Source organism: Streptomyces sp. NPDC037126 (assembly GCF_055605965.1).
The window spans coordinates 403208-428401 of the sequence record NZ_JBVJTD010000004.1 but is presented as its reverse complement, the minus strand read 5'-3'; the positions used below and the strand labels follow the sequence as shown (position 1 = coordinate 428401).

At 71.0% G+C, this 25194-nt stretch carries 24 protein-coding genes; 12 read left to right on the top strand and 12 right to left on the bottom strand.

Annotation, left to right across the window (positions count from 1 at the left end; genetic code table 11):
• Positions 1-8: 8 nt before the first annotated feature.
• The 3 genes from ACZ7FF_RS13540 to ACZ7FF_RS13530 all read right to left on the bottom strand — a co-directional run bounded on the left by ACZ7FF_RS13540 (position 9) and on the right by ACZ7FF_RS13530 (position 5429).
• The gene (locus ACZ7FF_RS13540; RefSeq protein ID WP_470812085.1) at positions 9-2303 is read right to left on the bottom strand and encodes a S9 family peptidase; all 2295 of its coding nucleotides are present in this window, start codon (positions 2301-2303) and stop codon (positions 9-11) included.
• Entirely contained in the window at positions 2279-4060 is a 1782-nt protein-coding gene (locus ACZ7FF_RS13535) for an N-acetylglutaminylglutamine amidotransferase (protein ID WP_470812084.1), read from the bottom strand. Before ACZ7FF_RS13535 ends, ACZ7FF_RS13540 begins: the two co-directional genes overlap by 25 nt.
• A gap of 175 nt (positions 4061-4235) precedes the next feature.
• Entirely contained in the window at positions 4236-5429 is a 1194-nt protein-coding gene (locus ACZ7FF_RS13530) for a carboxylate-amine ligase (RefSeq protein WP_470812083.1), read from the bottom strand.
• A 429-nt stretch (positions 5430-5858) separates the two neighbouring features.
• On the opposite strand from ACZ7FF_RS13530, the gene ACZ7FF_RS13525 reads away from it, so the two are divergent.
• Positions 5859-6197 (top strand): hypothetical protein, encoded by a 339-nt coding sequence (locus tag ACZ7FF_RS13525; RefSeq protein WP_470812081.1) that lies wholly within the window; start codon positions 5859-5861, stop codon positions 6195-6197.
• A gap of 89 nt (positions 6198-6286) precedes the next feature.
• On the opposite strand, the gene ACZ7FF_RS13520 is transcribed toward ACZ7FF_RS13525, so the two are convergent.
• Positions 6287-7696, bottom strand: a complete 1410-nt coding sequence (locus tag ACZ7FF_RS13520; protein ID WP_470812080.1) for a HEAT repeat domain-containing protein — start codon at positions 7694-7696, stop codon at positions 6287-6289.
• A 99-nt stretch (positions 7697-7795) separates the two neighbouring features.
• Entirely contained in the window at positions 7796-8338 is a 543-nt protein-coding gene (locus tag ACZ7FF_RS13515; RefSeq protein ID WP_470812078.1) for a GNAT family N-acetyltransferase, read from the bottom strand.
• An 851-nt stretch (positions 8339-9189) separates the two neighbouring features.
• On the opposite strand from ACZ7FF_RS13515, the gene ACZ7FF_RS13510 reads away from it, so the two are divergent.
• Positions 9190-9696, top strand: a complete 507-nt coding sequence (locus ACZ7FF_RS13510) for a DinB family protein (RefSeq protein ID WP_470812077.1) — start codon at positions 9190-9192, stop codon at positions 9694-9696.
• A gap of 199 nt (positions 9697-9895) precedes the next feature.
• Here the strand turns inward: ACZ7FF_RS13510 and ACZ7FF_RS13505 are convergent, their stop codons facing one another.
• Both ACZ7FF_RS13505 and ACZ7FF_RS13500 read right to left on the bottom strand, forming a co-directional pair.
• Positions 9896-10168: a hypothetical protein gene (locus ACZ7FF_RS13505; RefSeq protein ID WP_470812075.1), complete on the bottom strand. Its 273-nt coding sequence runs from the start codon at positions 10166-10168 to the stop codon at positions 9896-9898.
• Positions 10169-10431: 263 nt separating this feature from the next.
• Entirely contained in the window at positions 10432-11028 is a 597-nt protein-coding gene (locus ACZ7FF_RS13500; protein WP_470812073.1) for a Type-2Aa cytolytic delta-endotoxin, read from the bottom strand.
• A gap of 354 nt (positions 11029-11382) precedes the next feature.
• Here ACZ7FF_RS13500 and ACZ7FF_RS13495 point away from each other — a divergent pair, with 354 nt between their 5' ends.
• The 7 genes from ACZ7FF_RS13495 (at position 11383) to ACZ7FF_RS13465 (ending at position 15621) form a co-directional block, all read left to right on the top strand.
• A complete protein-coding gene (locus ACZ7FF_RS13495) occupies positions 11383-11736 on the top strand; it encodes a hypothetical protein (RefSeq protein WP_470812071.1) in 354 nt (117 codons plus the stop codon).
• A gap of 500 nt (positions 11737-12236) precedes the next feature.
• On the top strand, positions 12237-12773 hold the full coding sequence (locus ACZ7FF_RS13490; RefSeq protein ID WP_470812069.1) for a cysteine hydrolase family protein: 537 nt from the start codon (positions 12237-12239) through the stop codon (positions 12771-12773).
• Positions 12774-12931: 158 nt separating this feature from the next.
• A complete protein-coding gene (locus tag ACZ7FF_RS13485; RefSeq protein ID WP_470812067.1) occupies positions 12932-13390 on the top strand; it encodes a DoxX family protein in 459 nt (152 codons plus the stop codon).
• Between the two features lie 235 nt (positions 13391-13625).
• Complete coding sequence (locus ACZ7FF_RS13480) at positions 13626-13835, top strand: hypothetical protein (protein ID WP_470812065.1); 210 nt, start codon at positions 13626-13628, stop codon at positions 13833-13835.
• An 81-nt stretch (positions 13836-13916) separates the two neighbouring features.
• The gene (locus ACZ7FF_RS13475; RefSeq protein WP_470812063.1) at positions 13917-14528 is read left to right on the top strand and encodes a carbohydrate ABC transporter permease; all 612 of its coding nucleotides are present in this window, start codon (positions 13917-13919) and stop codon (positions 14526-14528) included.
• A gap of 13 nt (positions 14529-14541) precedes the next feature.
• Entirely contained in the window at positions 14542-14964 is a 423-nt protein-coding gene (locus tag ACZ7FF_RS13470; protein ID WP_470812251.1) for a carbohydrate ABC transporter permease, read from the top strand.
• Positions 14965-15228: 264 nt separating this feature from the next.
• Positions 15229-15621 carry a hypothetical protein gene (locus ACZ7FF_RS13465; RefSeq protein ID WP_470812062.1) on the top strand — a complete coding sequence of 131 codons (393 nt, stop codon included), beginning with the start codon at positions 15229-15231 and terminating at the stop codon, positions 15619-15621.
• A 458-nt stretch (positions 15622-16079) separates the two neighbouring features.
• On the opposite strand, the gene ACZ7FF_RS13460 is transcribed toward ACZ7FF_RS13465, so the two are convergent.
• Positions 16080-16532, bottom strand: coding sequence for an SgcJ/EcaC family oxidoreductase (locus ACZ7FF_RS13460; RefSeq protein WP_470812060.1), 453 nt, complete (start codon positions 16530-16532; stop codon positions 16080-16082).
• A gap of 93 nt (positions 16533-16625) precedes the next feature.
• Between ACZ7FF_RS13460 and ACZ7FF_RS13455 the strand changes: the two genes are divergently transcribed.
• Positions 16626-17126 (top strand): MarR family winged helix-turn-helix transcriptional regulator, encoded by a 501-nt coding sequence (locus ACZ7FF_RS13455; protein ID WP_470812058.1) that lies wholly within the window; start codon positions 16626-16628, stop codon positions 17124-17126.
• Positions 17127-17261: 135 nt separating this feature from the next.
• Here the strand turns inward: ACZ7FF_RS13455 and ACZ7FF_RS13450 are convergent, their stop codons facing one another.
• Together ACZ7FF_RS13450 and ACZ7FF_RS13445 are read right to left on the bottom strand one after the other, a co-directional pair.
• Positions 17262-18260 (bottom strand): DNA polymerase Y family protein, encoded by a 999-nt coding sequence (locus ACZ7FF_RS13450; RefSeq protein WP_470812250.1) that lies wholly within the window; start codon positions 18258-18260, stop codon positions 17262-17264.
• A gap of 325 nt (positions 18261-18585) precedes the next feature.
• Positions 18586-19047 carry a GNAT family N-acetyltransferase gene (locus ACZ7FF_RS13445; RefSeq protein WP_470812248.1) on the bottom strand — a complete coding sequence of 154 codons (462 nt, stop codon included), beginning with the start codon at positions 19045-19047 and terminating at the stop codon, positions 18586-18588.
• A 480-nt stretch (positions 19048-19527) separates the two neighbouring features.
• Between ACZ7FF_RS13445 and ACZ7FF_RS13440 the strand changes: the two genes are divergently transcribed.
• The gene (locus ACZ7FF_RS13440; protein ID WP_470812056.1) at positions 19528-21669 is read left to right on the top strand and encodes an ATP-binding SpoIIE family protein phosphatase; all 2142 of its coding nucleotides are present in this window, start codon (positions 19528-19530) and stop codon (positions 21667-21669) included.
• Positions 21670-21807: 138 nt separating this feature from the next.
• Here ACZ7FF_RS13440 and ACZ7FF_RS13435 read toward each other — a convergent pair whose 3' ends face one another.
• Both ACZ7FF_RS13435 and lexA read right to left on the bottom strand, forming a co-directional pair.
• A complete protein-coding gene (locus ACZ7FF_RS13435; RefSeq protein ID WP_470812054.1) occupies positions 21808-22992 on the bottom strand; it encodes a beta-ketoacyl-[acyl-carrier-protein] synthase family protein in 1185 nt (394 codons plus the stop codon).
• 885 nt (positions 22993-23877) lie between these two features.
• Complete coding sequence (gene lexA / locus ACZ7FF_RS13430; RefSeq protein WP_470812052.1) at positions 23878-24549, bottom strand: transcriptional repressor LexA; 672 nt, start codon at positions 24547-24549, stop codon at positions 23878-23880.
• Positions 24550-24839: 290 nt separating this feature from the next.
• Here lexA and ACZ7FF_RS13425 point away from each other — a divergent pair, with 290 nt between their 5' ends.
• Positions 24840-25193 (top strand): VOC family protein, encoded by a 354-nt coding sequence (locus ACZ7FF_RS13425; protein WP_470812051.1) that lies wholly within the window; start codon positions 24840-24842, stop codon positions 25191-25193.
• Position 25194: the final 1 nt, after the last annotated feature.

The following is a 25194-nucleotide window of genomic DNA, read 5'->3' as shown; positions in this document are numbered from 1 at the left end:
CGGGCCGCTCAGCCGGTCAGGTGCTGTTGCAGCCAGTCGGCCGCGGCACGGCGGAAGAGCCGGCGGTTGTCGGCGCGGAGGAACTCGTGTCCCTCGTCGCGCAGCGTGAGCAGTTCGGCGGACAGTCCGCGCTCGCGTGCCGCCCGTACGAACTGCTCTGACTCCCCTGGCGGCACGTTGGTGTCGTGCTCCCCGTGCACGGCGAGCAACGGAGCACGCAGCGCGTCGATGCGGCTCATCGGTGAGAGCGCGTGCAGGAGTTCGCGGTCGCGTTCGGGGTGGCCGTACTTGTGGGCCGCCGACTGCGCGATCCAGGGTTCGGTGCCCTCGAAGAAGGTCGCGAAGTCGGACATGCCGCACACTGCCACCCCCGTGCGGAACAGGTCCGGGTGCCAGACCAGCGAGGCGAAGGTGAGATAGCCGCCGTACGAGCGGCCCATGACCGCGAGCCGGGAGGGGTCGGCCGATCCGGCCAGCACCGCGTCGGCGGCGCAGTCGGCCACGTCGTCGATCGCGGCGAAGCGGCCCCTGCCCAGGTCCGCGTCGACGAACGACCTGCCGTAGCCGGACGACCCGCGTACGTCGGGTGCGAAGACGTCCAGTCCTCGGCCCAGGATCTCGTGGTACAGCGGATTGAGGACGGGGCGCTCCTGGTCCTCGGGACCGCCGTGCAGATAGATGACGCAGGGCGCCGGTTCGCCGGGGTTGCGCCCCGGTGCACGGTAGTACCAGCCGTTCAGCGGCAGCCCGTCCCGTGCGGTCTGGCGGCGGTGGACCGGTCGTACGGGTGGGCGGCCCGGGGGAACGGCGTCCTCGTCCGCGGACGACCAGGGGGTGCGCACCGGATGCACGCCCTCGGGAAGCCACCAGATGCCGGGTCGGCGCTGGGATCCCGAGAGGGCCAGGAGCAGCCGCCCGGTGCCGGCGTCCGTGATGCGGGTGACCACTTCGTGGGGCAGGGACACGGATCGGGGCGGGCCGTGGGCGGCCCCGGTCGTGCCGGGCGGGTCCGTGTCGAGGATCTCGACCTCGCTGGCGCCGCGGGCGTTCCAGGCGAGCACCGCGGCGCTGCCGTCGTGGGCGCACCGCAGCAGCTCCAGGTCGGTGTCCTCGCGGGATGCCCCGACGGACCAGCCGCGCGGCTGCCCCTCCGGGTCGAGTTCGGCGGCGAGGAGGACCGCGAACTCTCGGTGGGCGTTGCTGCGCAGCCAGAGGGTGTCCGCGCCGGGTGTGAACTGGCCGATCCACGGGTCGCCGTCGGCCACCGGCACCACGCACGTCGTCTCGTGGTCGGTGGTGCGCAGCACGACCGCCTCGCGCCGCCCGCGGGGCCCCCGGCGCAGCAGTGCCAGCGAGCCGTCACGGCTGAGATCGCAGACGCGCAGCGTCGCCGCGTCCCTCTCCGTGGCGAGCAGGACGGGGGCGGTCGTGCCGTCGGGGTCGATGAGATAGGCCGACAGCCCGTCGCCGAAGCCGGCCGCCGGGGCGGTGTGCCCGTCGCCGGGGGCGCCGATCGCCGGTGTGTCGACGGCCGCGGCGGGTGACGGCAGGCCGGGGCGGTGGTCCGTGGGGTGTGCCGGGAGGCCGAGTCCGCGGTTGGCGGGCGGGGCGGTGTCGAGCCGCGCGACGTCCAGGAACGCGGCGTCGCCCATCCGGCTCTGCCAGTCGTCGGGCAAGCCGACGGCCGGCGCGGGGCCGGGCTCCGCCATGGCCTCGGGGGCGGGTGCGGTGGTGGGGACCGCGACGGTGACAGCGATCGCCGATCCGTCGTGGGCCCAGCAGCCGAGGTGGGCGGAGCTGCCGGGTTCCGCCCCGGCCAGGATGTGGCGGTCGGTGCCGTCGGGCCGTACGCACAGCACCCGTGTCTGCTCACCGCCGCCGGGGGCCGTGGTGTAGGCGATCCAGCGGCCGTCGGGCGACCAGGACACCTCCTGGACGGGGTCCGGTCCGTCGTCGAGCAGGTGCGGCGCGTCGCCGTCGACGGGGCCCACCCAGAGCTGGGGGACACCGCCGCGGTCGCAGATGAACGCCGTCTGTGTTCCGGCCGGGTCGGCCGAGGGGTACCAGCAGCCGTGGGCGATGAGCCGTGTCGTCGCCTCGCGCGGGCCGGAGGCGTCCGGGAGTGGGATGCGGGCGGGCGCGGCGAAGGCGGGTTCACGGCCGTCCGGGGCCGGCGGGGCCGGGCCTTCGGTCAGCGTCGGGCGCGCGGCGGAGGGCGTCTCGGCAGGGGCGTCGCCGCTGCCGGGTGTGCCCTCGGTGATGGGTTCCGGTTCACCGGTCAGATTCCGTGCGTCTGCAGCCATATCTCCAGCAAAGCCACTTGCCACAGCGCGTTCGCGCCGCGCTTGGTGCGGTGTCGGTCGGGGGCCGCCAGGAGTTCGGCGACGTACGAGTCCTGGAAGAGGCCGCGCCGCTTCGCTTCGGGGGCACCCAGTGCCTCGCGCACCCTGTCCAGGACGGGTCCGGCCATGTGGGTGATCGCCGGGACCGGGAAGTAGCCCTTGGGGCGGTCGACGACCTCGTGGGGCACGAGCTTGCGGCCGACCTCCTTCAGGACTCCCTTGCCGCCGTCGGCGAGCTTCAGCTCCGGCGGGCAGGCGGCGGCGAGCTCCACAAGTTCGTGGTCGAGGAACGGCACGCGGGCCTCCAGGCCCCAGGCCATGGTCATGTTGTCGACCCGCTTGACCGGGTCGTCCACCAGCATGACGTGTGTGTCGAGGCGCAGGGCCGCGTCGAGCGCGGTCTCGGCCCCCGGCGCCGCCATGTGCTCCCGCACGAACCGGCCGGAGACGTCGTCCCGTGGCAGCATGTCCGGCTGCAGAATCGCGGCGAGGTCGGCGTGCGACCGGTCGAAGTACGTGTCGACGTACCTCTCCGGCTCCTCCTCGCGTGCCACGCCGGCCAGTCGCGGGTACCAGTGGTAGCCGGCGAAGACCTCGTCGGCGCCCTGCCCGCACTGGACGACCTTCACGTTCCTGGCCACCTGCTCGGACAGCAGGTGGAACGCCACGGCGTCGTGGCTCATCATCGGTTCGCTCATCGCCCCGATCGCCGCTTCCAGGGCGGTCGACACCCGGCGTGAGGGAACGGCCAGCTGGTGGTGATCGGTGGCGAACTCCCTGGCGACCAGGTCGGAGTACCGGAACTCGTCTCCGTCGGCGCCGCCCTCCGACTCGAAGCCCACGCTGAACGTCGCCAGGTTCCGCTGTCCCTCCTCGGCCAGCAGGGCCACGATCAGGCTGGAGTCCAGCCCTCCGGAGAGCAGGACACCGACCGGCACGTCGGCGACCATCCGTCGGCGCACGGCGACGCGCAGTGCGTCCAGCACCGCGTCGCGCCACTCGGCCGGACCCATGCCCGTGTGCTCCGGGCGGCGCGTGTACGACGGCTGCCAGTAGCGGTGGTCCCGGTGGGTGCCGTCGGGCTCGACGATCCGCACGGTGGCCGGGGGGAGCTTGCGCACCCCGGCCAGGACGGTGCGCGGTGTGGCCACGGTCGCGTGCCAGCTCAGGTACTGGTGCACGGCGGCCGGGTCCAGCGAGGTGTCGACGTCGCCGGCCGCGAGCAGGGCGGGCAGCGAGGAGGCGAAGCGCAGCCGTCCACGGGTCTGCGCGAGGTACAGCGGCTTGATGCCGAGCCGGTCGCGTCCGAGGATCAGCCGGCCGGTGCGGTGCTCGACGAGGGCGAAGGCGAACATGCCGTGGAAGTGGTCGACGCAGGCGGTCCCCCACTGCTGGTACGCCTTGAGGACGACCTCGGTGTCGGACGTGGACCGGAACCGGTGACCGAGCGCCTTGAGCTCCGCCCGCAGGTCCTCGTAGTTGTAGATGCACCCGTTGAAGACGCCGGTGATGTCGTGCCGGGCGTCGGTCATCGGCTGGCGCCCGCGCTGCGAGAGGTCGATGATCTTCAGCCGGCGATGACCGAGCGCCACGGCGTCCCGTGACCAGATGCCCTGGCCGTCGGGGCCGCGGGCAGCGAGCCGGTCGCTCATGCGTTCGACGGCCGCCAGGTCGGGCCGCGTGCCGTCGAAGCGCATCTCTCCGCTCAAGCCGCACATCCGGAACCACCTCCCCGCTGCGCGTACGGGTCGCGCGGAGTGCGCGGCCGTGGGCTGTACGCGGGCCCGTCCGCCGGTTTGTGGTCAGGACTGGTTGACACGGGGTGCCTCTCCTTTTCGACGAGAGCGTGTACGAGGTGGGTCGGTGAGGGAGCCTGATTTCGTCGTGTACGCCTCAATGGCCGGCGATCCTTGCCGGGCGGGACTCGGAGGCGTTCGCGGCGGTCCGCCCAGGGAGAGCGACGTGGTGGGTGGCGTCGGCGACGGGCCGTGGGCGCGGCTGGTCGTCGCCCCGGGTTTCCGCGATCGCCATGTCCGTGCAGGCCAGCAGGTCCTCCCCCGCGGCCGTGCGCCGCATGCGGTGGGCGGCGCTGCCCGCCGCCAGCGCCCGCTCGGCGAGATCACGGACGGTGCCCCAGTCTCCGGCGGCCTCCAGCGCCGGGCGCACCCGCCTCAGCAGGCCGCGGACGACCTGGGCCGCGGGCGCCTCGTGCCGGGTGCCGGGATCGATCAGGGTGCCTTCGAGGCCCGACCGCGCGGCCCGCCAGGCAGCGGCACGCAGCCACTCGTGCCGGCCCGCGCAGGCCAGGGCGTGAGGCGCTTCCAGCCGCTCACGCGCCTCGGTCACCAGGGCGCGGAAGAGCCCGGTGATCAGCACGACCGTCTCCGCGCGGGGGCAGGCGTCGCAGATGCGCAGTTCGAGGGTCCGCTGGTGGGCGGAGGGCCGGATGTCGTAGTAGATCATTCCCGCGTCACTGATGACACCGGAGTCGATGAGGCACCGCACGGCCGCGTCGTACTCGGCGGCGTCGGCGAAGCATCCGGGCGGCCCCGCGGTGGGCCAGCGCTGCCACAGCATGGTCCGCCAGCTGGCATAGCCGGTGTCGGTGCCCAGCCAGAAGGGGGAGCTGGCGGACAGGGCCAGCAGCACGTGCAGCCAGGGCGACACCTCGCACATGACACGGACGCCGAGGTCACGGTCGGGAACGTCGACGTGGACGTGGGTCGCGCAGATCAGCTGCTCGTCCGCGAGGAGACGGTACTCGTCGACCATGTGACGGTAGCGGCGTCCGGCCGTGGGGCGTATGTCCGCGGTGCGGGCCAGCGGGACGGTTCCGGCGGCGACGACGGCCAGGCCGTGAGCGGCCGCTGCGGTGTCGAGTCGGCGCCGGGTGCCGGTGACATCGCCGTACAGGCCGTCCAGGGACGCGTGCACACCGCTGTTCGACTCCACGGTCGCCTGCTGCAGCTCGGTCGTGAAGGTCTGTCCGGGGAGGCCGTCCAGCACCGCGTCGGCACGGGACACGAGCCGTCCCGTCTCCACCTCGACGATGTGGAACTCTTCTTCCACTCCGATACGAAGGGTCATGACACTCCAGAGATGGCGGTCGGACGTCTGACTGCCTCGCCCGGGAAACCGGCTCACCCCACCGGTCCGGCGGCACCGGGCTGTGCACCTCCGACTTCCCAGCCGACTCATTACTAAGCATGCGATGCTCAATCGAGACGTGCACATCACAGATGAGCGACTCAGCGGTCATGGCTCCGGCGGCGACGCCGAAGGGTGTACGGGGTATCCGTTCTCCGCTCGCTCAAGCCGGGCACCTTCAAGGCGCACCGACGGAGGGCACCGCTTCGGCCGAGTGCGACGGGGGGAACGTTCGCGCCTTGGAGGCGGAGACGTTCGCACCGAATGTCACACAAACAGCATGATATCTCCTCATATTGGAGCTGTCCTGGACAGCGCTCCTCGCGGACACGGACCGGCAACCCGCCGAGGCTGTGACAGCCTGCGGATATGACCGAGTTGCGCGTTCACGCGGGCCGCCACTACGCGATCCAGTTCCACTACGCGCTGCCGGACGACGCACGGCGTCTGGAACTGAGCGAGGCGGAACCGGCACCGGTCGCATGGGCCGGGATTCCCGACGCGCCTGCACACCTGCCCGGCGCTGCCCTGCTGACCGCGCCAATACCCGACGAGGATCCGGACCTTGAGCCCACCGTCCACATCCTGGGCCATGACGAGCACGTCATCCCCTACGAGATCACGCGCTGGTTCATGGACCATGTCGCCGACCAGGTGGAACGCTGCCGCCTCGCGCTCGAGCGGGGAGCGCCCGGATCGGCGGGTTGATCACACGGTAGTTGGTCTGATCACGACATCGGACCCCTTCTGGACGGTCCAGTTGAGGGGCCCGAGCCCGCAGCCGTTCGGCACGCGGATCACCGCGGCACGTGCGGACCGCCGACGGATCGGGCCAGCAGGACACGGCCCCGTTCGAGCAGTTCGGCAACCTCCGGTTCCGACCGGCCCCGTATCCCCCACCGCACCACGGCTCGCACCACGGGCACCGCCCATGACCGCAGCCGTTCGTCGGAACCGCCGAGCAGCATCACGGCCGCCCCCAGCCGTACGACCACGTCGTGCGCCTGAAGCAGCCGCCACGCGGACACCCTTTCCCACCGGGGCCGTGCCGGGTCCAGCCGCGGCAGGAGCCACTCGGCCGGCAGCGCATCGGCCGACGGCAGCAGGGCGAGCGTGGCCTCGCGGACCACACCCGGGGCCGGATCCTCGAGCAACTGCCGCATCCTCGGGACGTCCGTCGTGTCCAGCGTCCGCAGCCCCGCCACCGTCCGTGCCCGCACCCCGGGCCGCGGATGGTCCAGCAGCGGCCACAACAGGGCCGCGTCCGCGCGCTCCCCGCACTCCGCGAGTCCGATCGCGGCACCGGGCGGCAGTTCCGGGTCGGCCGGGTCGGCGCAGCGCGCCCGGTACCAGGTCAGCGGATCGGTGCCCTGCTGCCGTAGAACGTACCGGGCGCAGGCCCGCACCAGCGCCGACCGGTCGGCGAGGAAATCCACGGCCCGGTCCGGCTCGCCCAGCCGCCGAAGCGCGGTCACGCCTGCCGACCGCGCCTGCGGGCCACGGGCGCCGAGCAGCGCGTCCAGCACCTCCCGCGCATCAGGTGGCGTCACGGTCGTCAGCGCGGCGTCCGCGCACAGTGCCTGTACGACCGCGTCGTCGTCCCGGGCCGCGGCCCGGGCCAGTTCGGCGGCGGAAAGCATGCCCTCCTCGACGACGAGGCCGTAACCGAACCGTCGTACCGCACGATCACGGGACGAGAGGATCGGGGTCATCCGCTCTCGGGGCGACCGACGCAGCACGTCGTTCAGCAGGCCGAGGGCGAAGTCGCCGCGATGGCGGTCGGCGAGGCGCCGGATCAACGGGGCGAGTTGTGCGGCCCTTTCGGCGTCCAGCGCCTCGACAAGCCGCTCGCGGGCCCGCGTGCGCACCGGCTCCGCCCAGTCGGTGCACCGCACGACCACCAGGGGAAGCAGCTCCGACCGGCCGGCGACCCGGCCCAGCGCCCGGTGCCGGATCCTGCCGTCGCGGTGGCACAGGGCGAGGGCGAGGTGGCCGTCGGACATCGGATCGCCCGCGGCCAGGTCGGCGAGCAGCGAGCGACCACTGTCCATCGACTCCCGGGCGACACTCTCCGGCGGCCAGTACCAGTCCTCCGCCCGCGCACCCTCGTCCAGTCGCAGCCAGGCGGCCGGGTCGTCGGTGTCGAACACGTCTCGCGGCCCCGCACCCTCGGCGAGCCGCCGCGCCTCCAGAATCCCCTCCAGCACGTGCCTCCTCCTCCCCCCGTCTTCCGCTCAACTCGCCATCTGGGTGTACGCGCCCCACGCTGCCATGGGCGAGGTCCTGCCCAATCCACGCGGCAGGTCCTAGGCCCTCGCGTGCGCCTGCCAGTCCTGGACGAGGAGGCCGAGCAGCACCTCGTCCAGGAACTCGCCCATCACCCAGGCCGAGGAGCGCAGCACGCCCTCGCGGACGAAGCCGTTGCGCTCGGCGGAGCCCAGCATCGCGGCGTTGTCCGCCAGCGTCTCGATCTGCAGCCGCTGCAGGCCACGCACGTCGAAACCGTAGTGACACAGCACCGCGACCACATCGGTCCCGTAGCCCTTGCCACGGGAGGACGGCAGCAGTCCAAGACCGATGTGCGCGCACCGGTTGTGGTTGTCGATGCCCCACAGGGTCGCCGTGCCGACCAGCGCGCCGCCGTCCAACTCCACCACGGAGAAAGGGACGTACCCCTGATCCTTGTCGTCCACCACGAGCCGCGGATCCTTCGAGCCGGGCGAGATCGGCCGCCACGGCCGGCTCTCGGCCCGCGAGGAGTTGACCACGTCGTCGTAGAGCTCGGCCAGCAGGACCGGGACGTCGTCCTCGTGCCGGGCCCGCAGCCCGATCTTGTCGCCTCGAAGCATGCGAGCTTCCTATCCGACCGGGCCGGTCAGCGGCAAACCGATTGGAAACGTCAACGGCCGTCCACCCAGGTGCCCCGAGGAAGCGGACGCCTACGGATTCGGATTCCCCGCCCCCGATCGACGACCGCCGTCCGTGCATCCATGTCGATCTGCTGCGGCTTGCCCGACAGGGCGGCCATCCGGGTGCACCTACGAACGTGACCGACCCGAAAGTGCGGCCATCGCCGTTGTGTAAGACATCCAAGGCCCCGGAAAGGAAGGCCCTACCATGCACCGGAACACCCTCTTTCTCGCCCTCTCCGCCCTCCTCAGCGCCGCGGCGACAGGGTTCCTCGCCACCACAGCCATCCGCAGCCGTTACACATCACACTGACGAGGGCACCGCGGCCGTGTTGGCCCGTATGTGTGTGGCGCGACGACTACTCACCTGCCGGCAGAAGTCCAGCAGCAACGCGAGGTCACGTCTCTGATGCCACCAAGGCTCACCACAGCGCCCCGCCAAGCCCGCCCGCCCTTGGCCCACACATGGACAACCAGGGGCTGCCCGTGACGCAAGCGCTGATCACCGGTGTCGGACATCCCGGCGACCGCAACGGCATGGTCGTGTGAGACGCCGGGCGAGAGTTGCACGTGGAGGAACTCCCGCCCGGACTCGCCGCCCACCTCGGGGCGTTCGGGGAACGGGGCCACCACCCGGCGGCTACTGGGGAGTGTCCGGCGGATTCTGCCGGGCGGCCCCGCCGACGCTGAGTCGCCGTAGCGACCTGCCGGACGAGGAGTTGGGCGGAGCAGGGCCGGTCGGTCGATAATTGCCTCGACATCGCTCACGCCGATCAGGGACGCTTCACCCGATGACCAGAATCGATGACACGCCGCCCGCGTGGGACGAGCGCACTCAGCTCACCACGTTCCTGGACTATGCACGTGACACCGCCCGCGCCAAGTGCGACGGCGTCTCCGCTGAGAACGCACGCAAGGCGCTTCTGCCGAGCTCACCGTTGATGACCATGAGCGGATTGGTCAATCACCTCCGCTGGGTCGAGTACTACTGGTTCCAGGTGGTCTTCCTCGGCGAGGAAGACCGGGGCCCCTGGACGGAGGAGGACCCCGACCGCGAGATGCGTATCGCGGTCGATTTCCCGCTCACACAGTTGCTCGACGAATACACCGAACAAAGCGCCCGCTACCGCGAACTGGTAGCCGAGAACAGCCTGGACAAACAGGCCCAGCGAGCCGGCCGCGACGGCCTCCACGTCGACCTGCGCTGGATCCTCCTCCACCTCACCGAGGAGACCGCCCGCCACAACGGCCACCTGGACATCCTGCGCGAGATGCTCGACGGCACGACCGGCGGCTAGATCCGGCGGAGATCTCCGAGCTTCCATGGGCTGGCCGAAGACGACGACTTTCGACCCGTCGCTGAGCGACGCGCAGTTGGCGTGGGTGCAGGCAGAGTGGAACGCCACGGACTAGGGCGTCTCCGCGAAGTGCTCGTGTCGTCATCGCGCGCCGCAACTGCACCGAACGTCGCCACACGGCCGCGCGGGGTTGCCGTCATCAGGCCTGCGCTGCCTGGGCCCAGTTGGCCGGCGTCGCCGCCGTGCCGGCCGTGACGTGGAAGTTTGCCGGGGTCACCGCCGTACCGACCGTCACATGGAAATTGGCCGGGGAGACCTTCGTGCCGCCGTTGACCAGGGAGGGGGACGGCGCACCGTCGTTGTACTTGCCGTCGATGTGCCAGTTCGCCGGGGTGACGGCCATGGCCGGAGCGGCGGCGGCGATGACGGCGGTGGTGGCGACGACAGCTGTGACCAACTTGGAGAGCTTCATCGTGACTCCTCTGCGTGTGTCTCGCGACGTCGTGTCAGGTGGGGCGTCGACCTCATGTGGTCCCTGCGGCACGGTCGCTGTGGTCGCTTCCCGAGACGAGGAACGGCCCCTGGGCTGTGACACGAACCGCCACGCATGTGATGCACGCCATACGGGAACGGCCCGGGACGGCGGGCCGTGAGTGATCGCGGGGGCCCGCGGGGGCCGACCGCGAGGCACGCGAGGGCGGCACCCGAAGCTGACAGCGGGTGACACCCAGGAGATCAGTCCACGTTCGCGAGCTTCTGGCGCACCACGATGGCGTTGAGCCGGACCGCGAACGGCGCGACGTCGGCGAGGCCCAGCGCCCCCACACGGGACTTGGCAAGGCCGACCGTGACGTCGGCGCAGAAGGCGACGCCGTACACGTACGCGCCCGCCTCCTCGTCCTGGAGGGCGAAGAACAAGTCGCGGTAGTAGCTCGTGCGTTCCGGCCCCTCCTCGTAGTAGGCCAGCCCCGGTTCGCCCTCCTGCGCCGCGAGACCGGTGAACGCATCCATGAGCTCGCGCTCGACGGTTCCCCAGAACGACGCCTGAGCCGCCTCGGGCGGGAGCGCCTGGCGGACCGCCTCCTTGAGGGAGAGCGCCATCACCAGGATCGGTGCCTCCTCCCGAAGTCCCCAGCCGCGGACCATCCTGACGATGCCACTGTCGGGAAGTGCGGCTGCGGCATCGCGAATGTGGCCGAAGTCGTAGTTGACGGTGGCGGGCGCGATCGCCTTCTGGAAGGCACGCCCCAGGGCCTCCGCTTGGGCCATGTGAGCCTCTCCCACCTCGGCGACCGTCCTGAAAGTGGCTACCAACTCACGCTCCTTCAACATTTTGTTGCACTGGCGAGGGGTCAGTATGCCCTAGCGGTGTGCCCGCGCAACCCAGTCCTCACAACCGAGTCCTCACAAGCCGGTCGAGGGCACGGCAGGATCGACGCCGGGTCACCACCACCGGCAGCCGGAGCCGGCTCGGGCCCGCCGCCTCGACGCAGCAATGGCCGGGCACCGAACACCGACGGGCGGACCCTGCTGGCGGCGTGGCAACGAGCCCCACCGCGCGCACATCTCTTTCGGAGCCGAGCACGCCCGTAGCTCACGGCACCTGCACGGCATGACACTTGTCATCCGCCACACGGGACGGCGGACACTACGGCCCCAAGTGCCCACGCCGCTACGGTTGTTCCCATGACGAAGAGCGACGGGGACAACCCGAAGAAGGCCGATGTCAAGGTGAGTCTCCTCGGCGGTCACCGCCTGGACGGAGCCACCCTCCATGAGCGCACCGTCACCGCGTCCCTCATCGGCGGCGCCGATGTCGACCTGACCGACATCGACATACCGGACGGCGCGGAGCTGCGCATCACCAAGCTGAGCCTGATCGGGGGCGTCAAGCTCAGGGTCCTGCCGGATGTCCGGGTGGAGGTCCACGGGCTGCGCCTGGGCGGCGTGTCGGACGACGGCCCGAGCGAACCCGGCGGCCCGACGGTACGCATCGACGCCTGGGGCCTGCTCGGTGGCGTCAGCGTCCACCGCGCGTAACGACGACGGCGACGGACCAGGCGTGCACCCGCTCGGCGCCCCGCCAGGTCGGTCCACGCGCCGTCCGAAGGGCACTCCCCGCTCCCGAGCCGCATCCCGGTGATCCGTACGGGGTCACGCGCGGCCGCCGGCCACACTCGGGGCCCGCAGGCGGTTGGGCGGACTGGGCCCCGCGCACCGCCGTGCCGGGGGCCCAGGAGCGCGCCGCCTCCCGTATCCCTCGAGTCGCGGGCGCTCGTCCGGGTGCAGGGGCCCGGACCCTCACCAACCATTCCGGGCCTGCCGGGGTGCCGGATGCACCACCGAGCAGCGAGTGTGCGACCAGGCGGCGGGCAGCGACCATCACGGTGCCGATCTCCAGATCAGACGGCCCTACTACGGGTTTAGCGCCACCTCCGTGTGCCAGGCGGACGCACCATGCCCGGTGCCCCTTCCCGAAAGAGTGGCGGCAGCCCCGTTCGGGGCACTTCGTGCCGTCCTGGAAGTGGAACGCTGACGGTATGGGCAAGACCGCACTGATCGTCATCGACATGATCAACACCTACGATCACCAGGACGCCGAGCTGCTGCTCCCCTCGGCGCGGGCGGTCGTGCCGGTGCTGGCGGATCTGCTGAGCCGTGCGCGGCGCCACGGAGCGCCGGTCATCTACGTCAACGACAACTTCGGAGAGTGGCGCTCGCACCACGGCGAGCTGCTGGAGCAGGCCCTGTCAGCTCCCCATGCGGAGCTCGTCGAGCCAGTGCGGCCCGACGCCGATTCCCTCTTCGTGCTCAAAGCCAGGCACTCCATCTTCTACGAGACGCCCCTGACGTATCTGCTCCGGCAGCGGGGAATCCGGCAGCTGGTGCTGTGCGGCCAGGTGACCGAGCAGTGCGTGCTGTACTCCGCCCTCGACGCCCACATCCGCCACCTCGAAGTGATCGTCCCCCGAGACGCCGTGGCGCACATTCACGAAGACCTCGCAGAGGCGGCACTGCGCATGATGGAGACGAACATGGGTGCGCACGTGTGCACGAGCCGGGAGCTGTGGACGTGACGTCGCCACCGGGGACCAGCGCCCGGTCGCTTCAGAGCAAATACAGAGCTTCCAGCGGCTGGTGCCGGCCCGCTTGGCAAGCTAGACCGTTGAGTGTCATGCACACGATCGGAATCCTGACCCGCCGCCAGGCTTCCCCGATCCGAGGAGTAACCCCCATGCACTTCTCACCGCTACTGACGTTACGCACCGTGCGCCCGGTCGTTCAGGCGGTGTTCCGCCTGATAACCGGTTTCCTGTTCGCCTGCCACGGCGCGGCGTCACTGTTCGGAGTCCTGGGCGGCGCCCACGGCGGCGGCACGGTCCCCACCCTGCAGTGGCCCGGGTGGTGGGCCGCGGTCATCGAACTGGCCGGTGGAGTCCTGGTGGCCCTCGGCCTCTTCACGCGGGCGGCGGCCGCCGTCTGCTCCGGGTCGATGGCCTACGCGTACTTCAGCGTCCACCAGCCCAACGCCTTGTTCCCGATCGACAACGGCGGTGAGCCGGCGGTCCTGTTCTGCTGGACGTTCCTGCTCATCGCCTGCCTCGGTCCCGGCGCCTACGCGGCCGAGACGCTACTGAAGAAGGGAGAGACCACCGCACCGGACGACAGCGCGGCGCCGGTGCCCACGCCGTAGCCCCCGCTCCTGCCGTTGACAGGACACACGGGCCGGGTCAAAGGCCCTTCGGCGATCCGAGGGGCCTTTGAGCGGCTGCCCCCGCGACGGCAACCGCACGTCATGGCACCGGCGCCCCCGCGAGCCACGGTGGACCACCAGTTGGCACATACCCAGCAGCTATGCAAGGTCACGGTCCGGTGCCGGCCGGAGTCACCACCGCAACCCGTCGGTCCCACCGTCCGTTGGCCCGCACATGGACGACGACGCCCGATTCCCGGTTTCGGCCCGCCTCCTGGGCTCCTACTGGCTGGATTCCCCCTACTGGCACCCGACAGAGCCCTGTTGCTGCTTCGCGCCGCCCCCGCGGAAGCGAGCGCGCGGGGCACGGCTCGTACGGACCGCCCTCACCGTGGCCGCCTTCGCACTCATCCTCGCCGCGCTCGCCCTCACCGTGGCCAACTGACCGGCCGGCCCCAGAAGTCGCCCCGTCGGCCGTCGGCCGCGCGTCATCGCACACCGCTCCAGGAGCGACGCCCGGCACCGTGTGCGGCGCGGCAGGGTCCTGTACCGCGTGGCGTTCTTCGCGCCGTACGTCGTGCCCTCGTCCGTGGTGGCCCTGATCTTCCTGTGGACGTACACCCCGCAGATCGGGCTGCTGCCGAAGATCTTCGGCGCCGTCGGACTGCCGGTGCCGGACTTCGTCGGCAGTACGTCGGGCGACTGGACCGCCGTGACGCTCATGACCCTGTGGTGGACCTTCGGCTTCAACTTCGTCCTGTACACCGCCGCGATCATGGACATCCCGCCGGACGTGTACGAGGCGGCGGCCATCGACGGGGCGGGCCCCTGGCAGCGGATCCGCCACCTGACCGTACCCCTGCTGGGCCGGACCACCAGTCTCGTGCTGATCCTGCAGGTCCTCGCCTCGCTCAAGGTCTTCGACCAGATCCACCTGCTCCTCGGCGGCGGGCCCAACCAGTCCACCCGCCCAGTCATCGAGTACATCTACGACACCGGCTTCACCTCCTACCGAGGCGGCTACGGCGCCGCGGCCACCATGGACTACTTCGTCATCATCGTCGCGATCTCGGCGGCCTGGTACGGACTGCGGCACCGTCGCGCGACCGGCACCGCGGTCCGAGTGGAGGACCCATGACCGGTCCTTCCACCTGCTCGGCACCTTCTGGGCCCTGATCCTGCCGTCCATCGCGGCGCCGATCTCGGTCTTCGTCCTCCAGTCGTTCTTCCGCGGCATCCCCGTCGCGCTGCTCGAGGCCGCCCGCATCGACGGGGCGAGCTGGTGGCGCGTCTGCGCAAGGGCCTGCCTGCCCATCAGCCGTCCCGCCCTCTCCACGGTCGCCATCCTGACCTTCATCACCACCTGGAACTCCTTCCTGTGGCCCCTGCTGGTCCTCAACCAGACCCAGTCCCGGACCATCCCGGTGGGTCTGGCGTCCCTGGTCAGCAACAGCAACATCCAGTACGCCGAAGTGATGGCCTCCCCGGTCCCGGGCTTCCTCCCGCTGATCGCCGTGTTCCTCGCCTTCCAGCGCCAGATCGTGCAGGGAGTCGCCACGACGGGCATCAAGTGACGGTGCGTCCAGGCCGACGCCTTGACGGGGTCGGGACCGGTCAAGTGCCCGGGATCCGCGCGACCCGATGACCGACTCCCCGCTTTCGGCACGACAGGCCTGCCGGGGCGGTGGCCACGCCTGCTGCATTGGGGGCACCTACGTCACCGGGTCGGGGTACTGCGCCGTCGGCTGCCAGGCGAGTCACACCGAATCGGTGTGACTATCAACCCAAGGTGACGTCTTCACTCCCGAGCGTCACCAAGGCTGGCAGGAGACCCATCCATGAACCTCACTCTGAAGCGCCTGCTCGGCGTCACCGCTGCGGTCGCCACGGGCGTCGCGACCCTGCTCGGCGCGGGCGCCGGTACCGCCGGCGCGTCCGAGAGCGTGCACTGCTACCGCGCCGAGCAGAGGATATGGAGCAATGACCCTGCCCGGGAGCTGACCGCCCAGCGCTGCACCATGCCGAGCACCAAGCGCCGCTGGTACACCGTCGAGATCGACACCCTCGTGCAGACCTACTACAAGAGTGACGATCTGGCTGGAGGCGTCGACCGGACCGAGACCGTGCACGACAGAACCTTCAGGTGCCTGGGCTACACGTCCGAGAAGGGGACGGTGAAATGGTTCGGGTGCCCAGCCTCCAGACACACACGCCAGGACGGGGATGACTGACCGGCCTGGAGCATGTCTCTTGACTCGGTTGGTCAGTTGATCGGATGCGCCAGTCCGATGGGTGATCACTGATGCTATGTCGGACCGGATCGAGCCGCTGACCCCGGCCGATCCGGTCCGCGGTCTGCGGTGGGCCGGCCATCGGCGCACTCTCCGAGCGGAACCCGCTTCGCCGCGGCCGTATCCGTTGACGGAGGCGAGTTCCGAGTGTCGTGGCGGGGCCTTCAAAGGCGACTGACGGCCGCTCACGGACGAGCGGCGGCCGGGCAAGCCCCCCTCGTGCAGCTTGCCCATGGGCCTCGCGGGGACCGACTCGATAGCCGATGAGCAGTCGGCGGACGCGTCGTTCATGTGCGCCCCGTTCATGTGTGCCCCCGTTCGGCGCGGCCCCCGGGTGTGCCCCCGGCAGCGGCGGTCCTCGATGAGGCCACATCGCCGGAGTGGTCGGTGCCCGGGGCTCACCTTCCGGCGGCGGGGACCAGGCCCGGGGCGAACCTGTAGGAGATCGACTCCATCAGCGGCTTGCGCTTGGTGTTGTGGAAGGCCGCGATGCGCCAGCCGCCTTCGCCGTTTCGCACGAAGGTGTAGGTCTGCATCTTGGTGAGCTTGGGTCGCCGTTCGCCCTTGTAGGTGTCACCGCGCCCGTTCACCACGGCGACGTCCGGTCCGTAGAAGCGGATGTCGAGGATGTCGTCCGCGAGCCTGGTGCCCTTGAGGAAGGTCGAGAACAGGGTGCGGTGACTCTCCACGATGTCCCGGCGCCCCTGGTAGAAGGTGCCGACGTAGGTGACGTAGGTGGCGTCTTCGGTGAACAACTCGCCGTAGGCGTCGGCGTCGTGCCGCTCCCAGGCGGCGACCAGTTCCCCGAGGACGGAGGTGATTGCTGCGATGTCGTGGTCGGTGGTCGACATGACGGAGGTCCCCCTTCTGTCTAGACTGACACAGATACTGCACTCATTCAGTATCTGCATCCGTGCAGATAAATTTAGAGGGGACGTCCAGAGATGGCAACCTCCTTGAGCGGCGGGGAGCCGCACGCGATCTTCCGCCAGTACCTGGACGCGGTGGGACTCCAAGGCCTGGCCAGCGCCGAAGCCGCCGGACTGCACACCTCGGAGTGGCACGCGCTGAGCCTGATCGAGCTGGAAGGCGGCCTCACCTCCGGTGAACTGGCCACGCGGACCGGACTCACCACCGGCGCCACCACACGAATGATCGACCGTCTCGAGCGGGCCGGATACGCCCGCCGCACCGCGGACCCGAGGGACCGCAGGCGCGTCGTCGTCGAACCGGTCCCGGATGCCCTAGCCCGCGTCGAGGAGGTCGTGGGCCCCGCCCGCCGTCACATCGCCGAGGTCCTCGCCCGCTACACCCCCGAGCAACGCGATCTGCTCTTCGACTACTTCCGGCAGGCGGCGCCCGCGTTCCGCGCGGCCACGGAGGAGATCCGCCGGACGATCGCGCCCCGGCGCGGCAGGTCCGCCCTGACCAAGGCCGGAGACTGACCCCACACCCCCGGCCACACCATCCCCCGCGTCGCGAGGCCGGCGACTGCCGGGCCGCGGCGGAGGACGCCGCGTCGCCGGGCGGTCACGGCGGAACGCCCCGCCCCGGCCGACCGCAGCGGTGGTGGGTCGGGGTCATGACGCCCGCCGCAGCGGTGCGATGGCGGCGGGACCGACCGAACCCGGACCGAACTTCGCACGGATCCGGTCCATGGCCTGTTCGGCGACGATCCTGGACTCGCGTGCGGCGTCGAGGGTGATCTGGCGGGCGACCCGGTCGGCGTCGAGGAGGTCCTCGGCCTTCAGTACGACTGCGGCGAGACGTGCGCGCTGCAGGCCCGCACCGTCCATGAGCTGATAGGCGAGGGTGCGCAGGTCGTCGTCGTGCGCGGAGGGCTCGGCGAGGCGGCGTGTCCTCTCCCAGCTGGTGCCGCCCGCGAACTTCAGGGTCAGGGTGAGCGCCTGTGCGGCCTGCTCCCGGCCGCGCAGCAGCAGTCCGAGCCGTACGACCAGGTCCAGCAGGGCGGCCCGGACGGTGGCTCCGTCGAGGGTGTGGTGGTCGAAACGGTGCCGTACAGAGGCGGAGGCGGGTAGCGCGCGGGGGACGACGGGGCGTGGGTCGATGCCTCGGGCCCGGTCGGCGGCGAGCCTCCCGGCCTTCTTGCCGAGCAGGCGCTGCACGGTGGCCGGTGAAACTGCGGCCAGCAGGCCGACGCGGTGGATGCCGTAGTCACCGAGGACGGCGGCCTGGCGGGGACCGATGCCGTACAGGTCCTTGACCGGCAGCGGCCCGAGCCAGTCGGCGATCCCGTCCGGGGCGACGGCGAGCACTCCCCCGGGTTCGGCGACCTGGGCGGAAGCGGTCGCGGCGACCGTGATCGTCGGACCGATGCCGATCCGGAGATCGACGCCGAGCCGGGAGATCGCCCTGATCCGCAGGACCTCACCGAGGTGGCGGGCATCGGTGCCGTGGTAGCGCAGCGCGCCCTTGAATTCCGCGAGGGCCGCCGTCGGAGGCAGAGCCTGGATCACCGAGGACAGGCCGGACAACAGCTCCAGCACCTGCCGGTAGACCTCCTCCGCCAGTCGGTCCGGGCAACGCACGTGCATCACCGTCGACCGCGCAGCCTGCATCCCGTACTCCTCCACTGCGATCACCTCCCGCCCCTCACGATATAGAACATTTATTCGAACACGCGAGTTCGATCGCACGGGACCGGGCCTGCGGCCGACTGTCGCGCCGACGGAAGACGTCCCACCTCGACCATGACGCATGCGCACCGTCGGCCGGCCGGTGTCGGCGCAGCCGGGTCCGATCAGGCGGCGCGGAGTCTCGGGCAGCGGATGGCACCCGGCACGAGCCCCTTTCGGTTGACGTCCGCGGGGGCTCCCAGTCGCGGGCGGCTGTGAGGCGACCGTTCTCGGCGCCGACATCAACGACCGGCTGTGACCGGCCACATCACGATGCGCCCGCGTAACAGTGGACGGTGACCAACTGAGTTGGGCTCCACCGTTGCTCGACCGTGGCCATCCGTTCCCAGCCCAGCCGTTCGTACAGGGCTGCCGCGGCGGTGTCGGACGCCACGACGTCGAGCACCGGATGCAGGCCACGCCCCCGTGCTTCCTCCGCAGCGCGGCCGATCAGCAGTGCGCCGATCCCGTGCCCCCTGGCCCGCGGGGCGACGAACAGCCGGCTGACCACCGCGGTCAGGTCCCTGCTCGTCCCGTTCCGGTCGCTCCACAGGCCGGGGGCCAGATCCCCTTCGCCGCTGCGGGACAGACCGACATGGCCGACGACACCGCCGTCGAGTCCCGCGACCCAGGCCCCGAATTCGGAAGCGTGCGACAACCACTTGTCAGGCCGGTCAGGCCAGTTCACCGGGTAGCCGTCACATCGATGGACTTCCGCGAGAACCCGCACGCACCTCTCGACGTCGCCATCGGTCCTCCGCCGAACCCAGCGGTCTGGCCTGTTCACAGCAGCCTCGGAGCTCTCGGTGTCCACTCCGGCATGGAAGCACAGGCCGCGGAGCCGCAACCAGACAGTTTCGGCTCGCTCCCTGGTGGACCGGCTCGTCGCTGATCACCGCGATCCGCGCCACGGAGGATTTCAACTTCTGAGCGAGCGGGTACGGGCCGGCGTGGGACCGGGCCGGGAGGCTGCCCACCGCTCCGATCGTGTGCCATCGGGTGGTCGCGGGGACGCGGCCCTCGGCCGGGCGGGCACGGCCCACCGACCCCGGCGTTCCCTCACTGTCCGTGTTCACCGTGCGCTCCGCTGGTGTGGGCGATGCGACACCCGGTGTTATTCAATGAGGTGTGCGGTCAGGGATCTCGGGGCCCGGTCGCACGGGTCCGAGTACAGCCCCGGCGCTGTGCCGGGGATTGCCGAGAGAGCCGCATGGACTCCACACCCTCCCACTCGTCCTCGTCGCCGTTCGACCTGGTCAGCAGCGCCCTGGGGCGCTACATCCCGCGCGGCGGATCGGCAGCGGCCGCCGGTCCTGTCGACCCGCAGGGCCATCGCACCACCCGCACGGCCAGCCGTCAGGACCAGATTCTCGGCGCGGTGAACCTGGACCGGGAGCTGAGGATCACCCGCTGCAACCTGGACGCGCCCGTGTTCGCGGGTCTGGACGTCGTACCCGGGAGTCCTTTCGTCGATCTCCTGCCCCCCGGGGACGTACCGACGGTCACACGGCGGCTGCTGCAAGTTCTGGAGACCGGCGAGGCGCACGTGGCCCGGATCCAGCGCCTGCGCCGCGGCGACGGTCCGGAGCTGGTGGTCTCGATGAGCATCCTGCCCGCCGCGGCGCCTCAGGAGGGTCTGACCGTCTCCCTGATCGCCATGGCCACGAGGCTGCACCTGTACGCCGCCGAGACCGCGATCGGGACCTCGCTGGACATCGGCGAGACCGCGCAGTCGCTGGCGGAGTCCCTGCTGGCCTGGGGGGACGTGGCCGCCGTGGACCTCGACTTCGCCGTGTGGACGGGTGAGGGGGTCACCGAGCAGCCGCAGGGGCGCATCCGGCTGCGGCGGGCGGCCCTGGTGCCGGACCGGGCCTGGCCCGAGGGCTACGTGACTCCGGGCGACGATCTTCCCAGCGACGCGAGTCGCCTGCTGGCCCAGGCGGTGCGGCGGGACGACACCCCGCAGACCATCGTCATACCCGACCGGGAGGCGGTGGAGCGGATACTCGGCAGTCCGCGAGTGATGCGGGCCCTGGTGCCCGGCGAGCGGTCGGCGGGTGTCGCCTGCATACCGCTGGTCCTGGACGAGGCGCCGCCCGTCGTGCTGGGCGTGGCGGAGATCTGGCGGCGGGCTGACCGTCCCTTTCGGGACAGCGAGCTGCTCGACCTGCAGGAACTCGTGGCCAGGACGGCCCATCACGTCGACCTGGCCCGACAGCACCAGCGCGAGCACACGCAGGTGCTCGCCCTGCAGCGCCGGCTGCTGCCCCGGACCGGCGGCGACACCATCGAGATCGCCAGCATCTACCAGCCCGCCACGCCCGACAGCGCGGGCGTCGGCGGTGACTGGGTGAACAGCTTTCCGCTGCCGGACGGCCGTACGGCGCTGGTGGTCGGCGACGTGGTCGGGCACGGCCTGGGAGCGGCGGCGACCATGGGCCAGCTGAGCATGGAGGCGCGCGCGCTGCTGTCCGCGGGGCTGGCGCCCGACGAGGTGCTGGAGCACCTGGACGAGACCGTGAGCCTCCTGGACGACGTGGACTCCGGGCTGGCGGCCGGCTACAGCGCCCTCGGGTCGACCTGCTGCATCGCCCTGTACGACCCGGTCAGCCACAGTGTGACGCTGTCCAGCGCCGGCCATCTGCCCCCGATCCTGGTGCTCCCGGACGGGCAGGCGGGCACGCTCGCGGTACGCCCTCACCCCGGCCTGGGTGCCGAGTTCGCGCTCAGGGAGCCGTTCGACGTGCACACGTTCGGCGCGCCCCCGGGCTCCCTGCTCGCCCTCTACACCGACGGCCTGGTGGAGGATCCGGCCGTGTCGATCGACGAGGGCATCGGCAGGCTCGCGGACGTCGTGTCCACGGTGCACCCCTGGGACGCCCTGCAGCAGGCGGCACGGCACGTCGTCGCCACGCTCGGGCCGGTGCGCCAGCGCGACGACGTGACCCTGCTGCTCGCGCGCATGATCGGCTACCGCAAGGGGGACACCGCGACCTGGCGGCTGCCCGCCCGCTACGACGCGCCCGCCCGCGCCCGCGCGCAGGTCTCCGGGCTGCTGCGGCAGTGGCGCGTCAGGGACGACCTCCGGTACAACGTGGCGCTCCTGGTCAGCGAGCTGGTCACGAACGCGGTGCGCTTCGCCTCGGGTCCCGTCACGGTACGGCTGATCAGGGCCGGTCACGGACTGCTCTGCGAGGTGGGCGACACCGGAAACGGCAGGCCGCGCCTGAGGCGCGGCGACCTGCTCGACGACGGCGGTCGTGGCCTGCACGTCGTGCACCGGCTCACCAGCCGCTGGGGGGTGCGCTGGACGGACACCGGCAAGGTGGTCTGGGCGGAAGTCGCGAGGTGACACGGGCCCGGGACCGGGCGCGGCGGGGTACGGACCGCGTGCGTGTCGTCCGGCGCCACCGCGGGTGAGGACGGTGTCCTCAGCGGTGCCGGTGGCGCCGGCGGTTCGTTCCGCCGCTGGGTGCGGCGTGGGGTCGCCCTACAGCCACTCCCCCTCCAGCGCGGTGGCGGTGAGGCCCGGTGCGGCCGCGTACAGGACGGCTCGGCTGCCCGACTTCTGCCCGGCGTCGTGCGCCCGCCGCATGATGTCGAACACCGCGGCGCCGCCGCGGTTGCCGGTGGTGTAGCTGTCCCGGCTGTACTCCAGCAGCCCGGACGGCCACGCCTCTGGCATCGTCTGCTCCATGTACTCCAGCACCCGGGTGCCGCCGGGGTGCGCGAGCAGCACGTCGGGGTGCCAGGAGTCGGGGTCGTCCTCGTAACGGACGCGCAGCCACTCCCACATCGCGGTGACCGTCTCCTGCACGGCGCGCGGGCCGCGCCGGTCCATCACGAAGTGGGTGCCGTCCGCCCGCGTCTCCAGGCGGTGCAGGTCCTGGGTGCCGGGCAGGGTGTGGTTCCAGGCGGAGTCCAGCCGCAGCATGGACTCCCGCCGCGGGCGGCCCGTGACCACCGCGGCGACCGCGGTGTCCGCGAACAGCAGCCGGACGATCAGGGACTCCAGGGTGTCGTCCGCAGGCTGGTAGGTGGTGCTCAGCGCCTCCGAGATCACGACCAGCACCACCCGGTCGGGGTCCGCGGCCACGAGCTCCGCCGCCAGGGCCAGGGAGCGGGTCCCGGCTATGCAGGCCCACTGCGTGGCCGGGAGCAGCATCGCGTCGCTGCGGAGCGAAAGCCTGTTGGCCAGGGCGACGTCCAGACCCGGCAGCGCCGGGGTGGTGGAATTGCTGGTGATCAGGCAGTCGACGTCCGAGACGTCCAGCCCGGCGATCTGCAGGGCCCCGCGCGCCGCACGCTCCCCGTAGGACTGCACGGCCTCCCAGGCCGGCGCGGTGCGCTCCTGGACGGTCTGCGGCGCGGGTATCGCCTCGAGAGCGGCGATCACGCGGTCCACGTCCTGCCGGCTGAACCCGTCGCGTGCCAGCGCCTCTTGGGCCGGCCCGACGCCGACGGACCGCAGGCCGTTGCCGTTGCCGGGCGCTACGGCGGTCTCCAGTGGCAGCATCCACCCGCGGGTCTCGATGCCCGTACTGGCCGCGATGCCGTCGATCCGCGGCGCCCAAGCGGCGTTCGGGTGCCGGTCACGCACCTCCGCCACGATCTGGCTGGTCTCCACGGCGTGCTCGCCGTGTATCACGGCAGGAGGACAGAGGTAAGCAACCATGATGGCACCTTTCTGGGGGGCAGAAGCAGGAAAGTCACGAGTGCTGTGTCATGGGCCACTTTGGAACTTCGCGCCCAAGAGGATGCCGATAAGCACCACTTCGGGGCTCGGCGTCTGTTTCGAGCATGGACGCTAAATGGACATTTCCGCTGTGATGCAGACAACTTGGGCGACCATTGAGTGCGTGACACGGCACACATCGCCGAGACGGGAGCACTCGGAGCGGATCCGCAGGCACCACCTGACGGTCCGCCAGTCATGAGGGGGCGGGGCCCTCAACCGCCGACGCCGGAAGACCCCGGGCGGCACCACGGTGCGGGCCGGCCGGCACGACCCCACACCGGCTGGTGATCCTTCCGCCGCGCGACCAGCCTCCCGCTACAGCCGCAGGGCAGGGTTCGGCCGAGCCCCTCGGCCAGGAGCCTTACGTACAGGCGGGTAGGCCCGTCATGTGGGCGGCCCGGCTCACCGGGCACGGCCCGGGACCGGACCGCACCCTCACCGGCCGCGCGTGCGCTCCCCTTACGACGACTCCCGGATCCACAGGCCGCAGGGCCTCGGCATCGACCGCCTGGTCCCGCCACCCGAGGCCGGGAACTACGGCGCCTCGGCCTGGACTGCGAGGGAGCGAGAGGCCTGCGCCAGTGATCTTGGTGCCGACCGTGCGCCGCCCCCCGCTTCCGACCGGTCCGAATCCTGGAGAGCGCGGGCCCCAGGTCGGTGATGCGTCCAAACGCAATCAGGCCCGGCCCGCCGCTACGGGGGAAAGCGGCGGGGCCAGGCCCTGGCTCCACGGTGCCACAACCGTCCCGATCACACACCACCCACGGCCGGATGCCCCCTCAGATTGGCGCATCTGTGACGTGTGCCGAACGGCCGCTCAGATCAGAGCAGGCGCAGAACCCCGACGACCTTGCCCAGGATCTGGACGTGGTCCGCGGGGATCGGCTCGTAGCGGGGGTTGCGTGGCATGAGCCACACCCGGCCGTCCTGGCGGCGCAGCTGTTTGACCGTGGCCTCTTCACCCAGGAGCGCGGCCACGATGTCACCGTGGTCGGCGCTGTCCTGCCTTCGCACGGTGACGATGTCGCCGTCACAGATCGCCGCTTCGATCATGGAGTCGCCGGAGACCGTGAGGGCGAACAGTTCGCCTTCGCCGACCACCTGGCGGGGCATGGCATAGACGTCCTCGACCATCTCCTCGGCCAGGACGGGACTGCCGGCGGCGATCCGCCCGACGAGTGGCACGTCGACCTGCGCCTGGCTCCTGTCGGCCAGCTCGGGCGCCCAGGAGGCCCTGACCCGGTAGGCGCGCGGCGTGTGCGGGTCGCGGTAGAGCACGCCCTTGCGCTCCAGGACCATCAGCTGGTGGGCGACCGAAGACGTGCTGGCCAGCTGGACCGCCAGGCCGATCTCCCGCATCGACGGCGGATAGCCCTGGCGCCGGACGGTGTCGGTGATGAAACGGACGATCGCCTGCTGGCGGTCGCTCAGCTCACCGTTTTCCGTGCGGCGGCCGGGGGGCCGGCCCCGGCGAGTGCGGGCATCGTTGTCCATCCGGGGCACCTCCGACAAGATCGTTCGGAAGGAACATAACCGCCATCCGCCATTGATGGAACACCTTCTCGAATTCTGGAGCCCGAGTCGGAGTCGAACACGGAGGTCTCCACGGCGGCGCCGAAAGGGAACTCCGGGTGGTCTGGCCGGATTTGGGCGATGATGACCAGAAGATTCCACGAGGCGGTTGCATGCAGCTCGGTCCCCGCCGACTGCACCGGGGAGAAGGCTCGGTGGAAACGCAGCGTCGCACCAAGGTGGGCTGCCGGGTACTGGTCTAAGCTCCGCTGATGGCCTTGGAATGGGAACAGGTGGTTGTCCACTCGGTCGATCCGGCGGCCCTGGGGCAGTGGTGGGCCACGGCTCTTGGTTGGGTTGTGGTCCACGCCTCCGATGACGAGTTCGAGATCCGCCCGGAGCCGGATCGCCTGCCGGGGTTGGACTTCGTCCGGCTCGACGAGAGCAAGAAGGCCAAGAGCCGGCTGCACCTCGACTTCAGGCCCGATGACCAGGACGCCGAGGTGGCTCGCCTGCTGGCCCACGGCGCACAGCGGGTCGACATCGGCCAGGGCGACCAGTCGTGGGTCGTGTTGGCGGACCCCGAAGGCAACGAGTTCTGCGTCCTTGGTCCACGGCGCCAGTAGG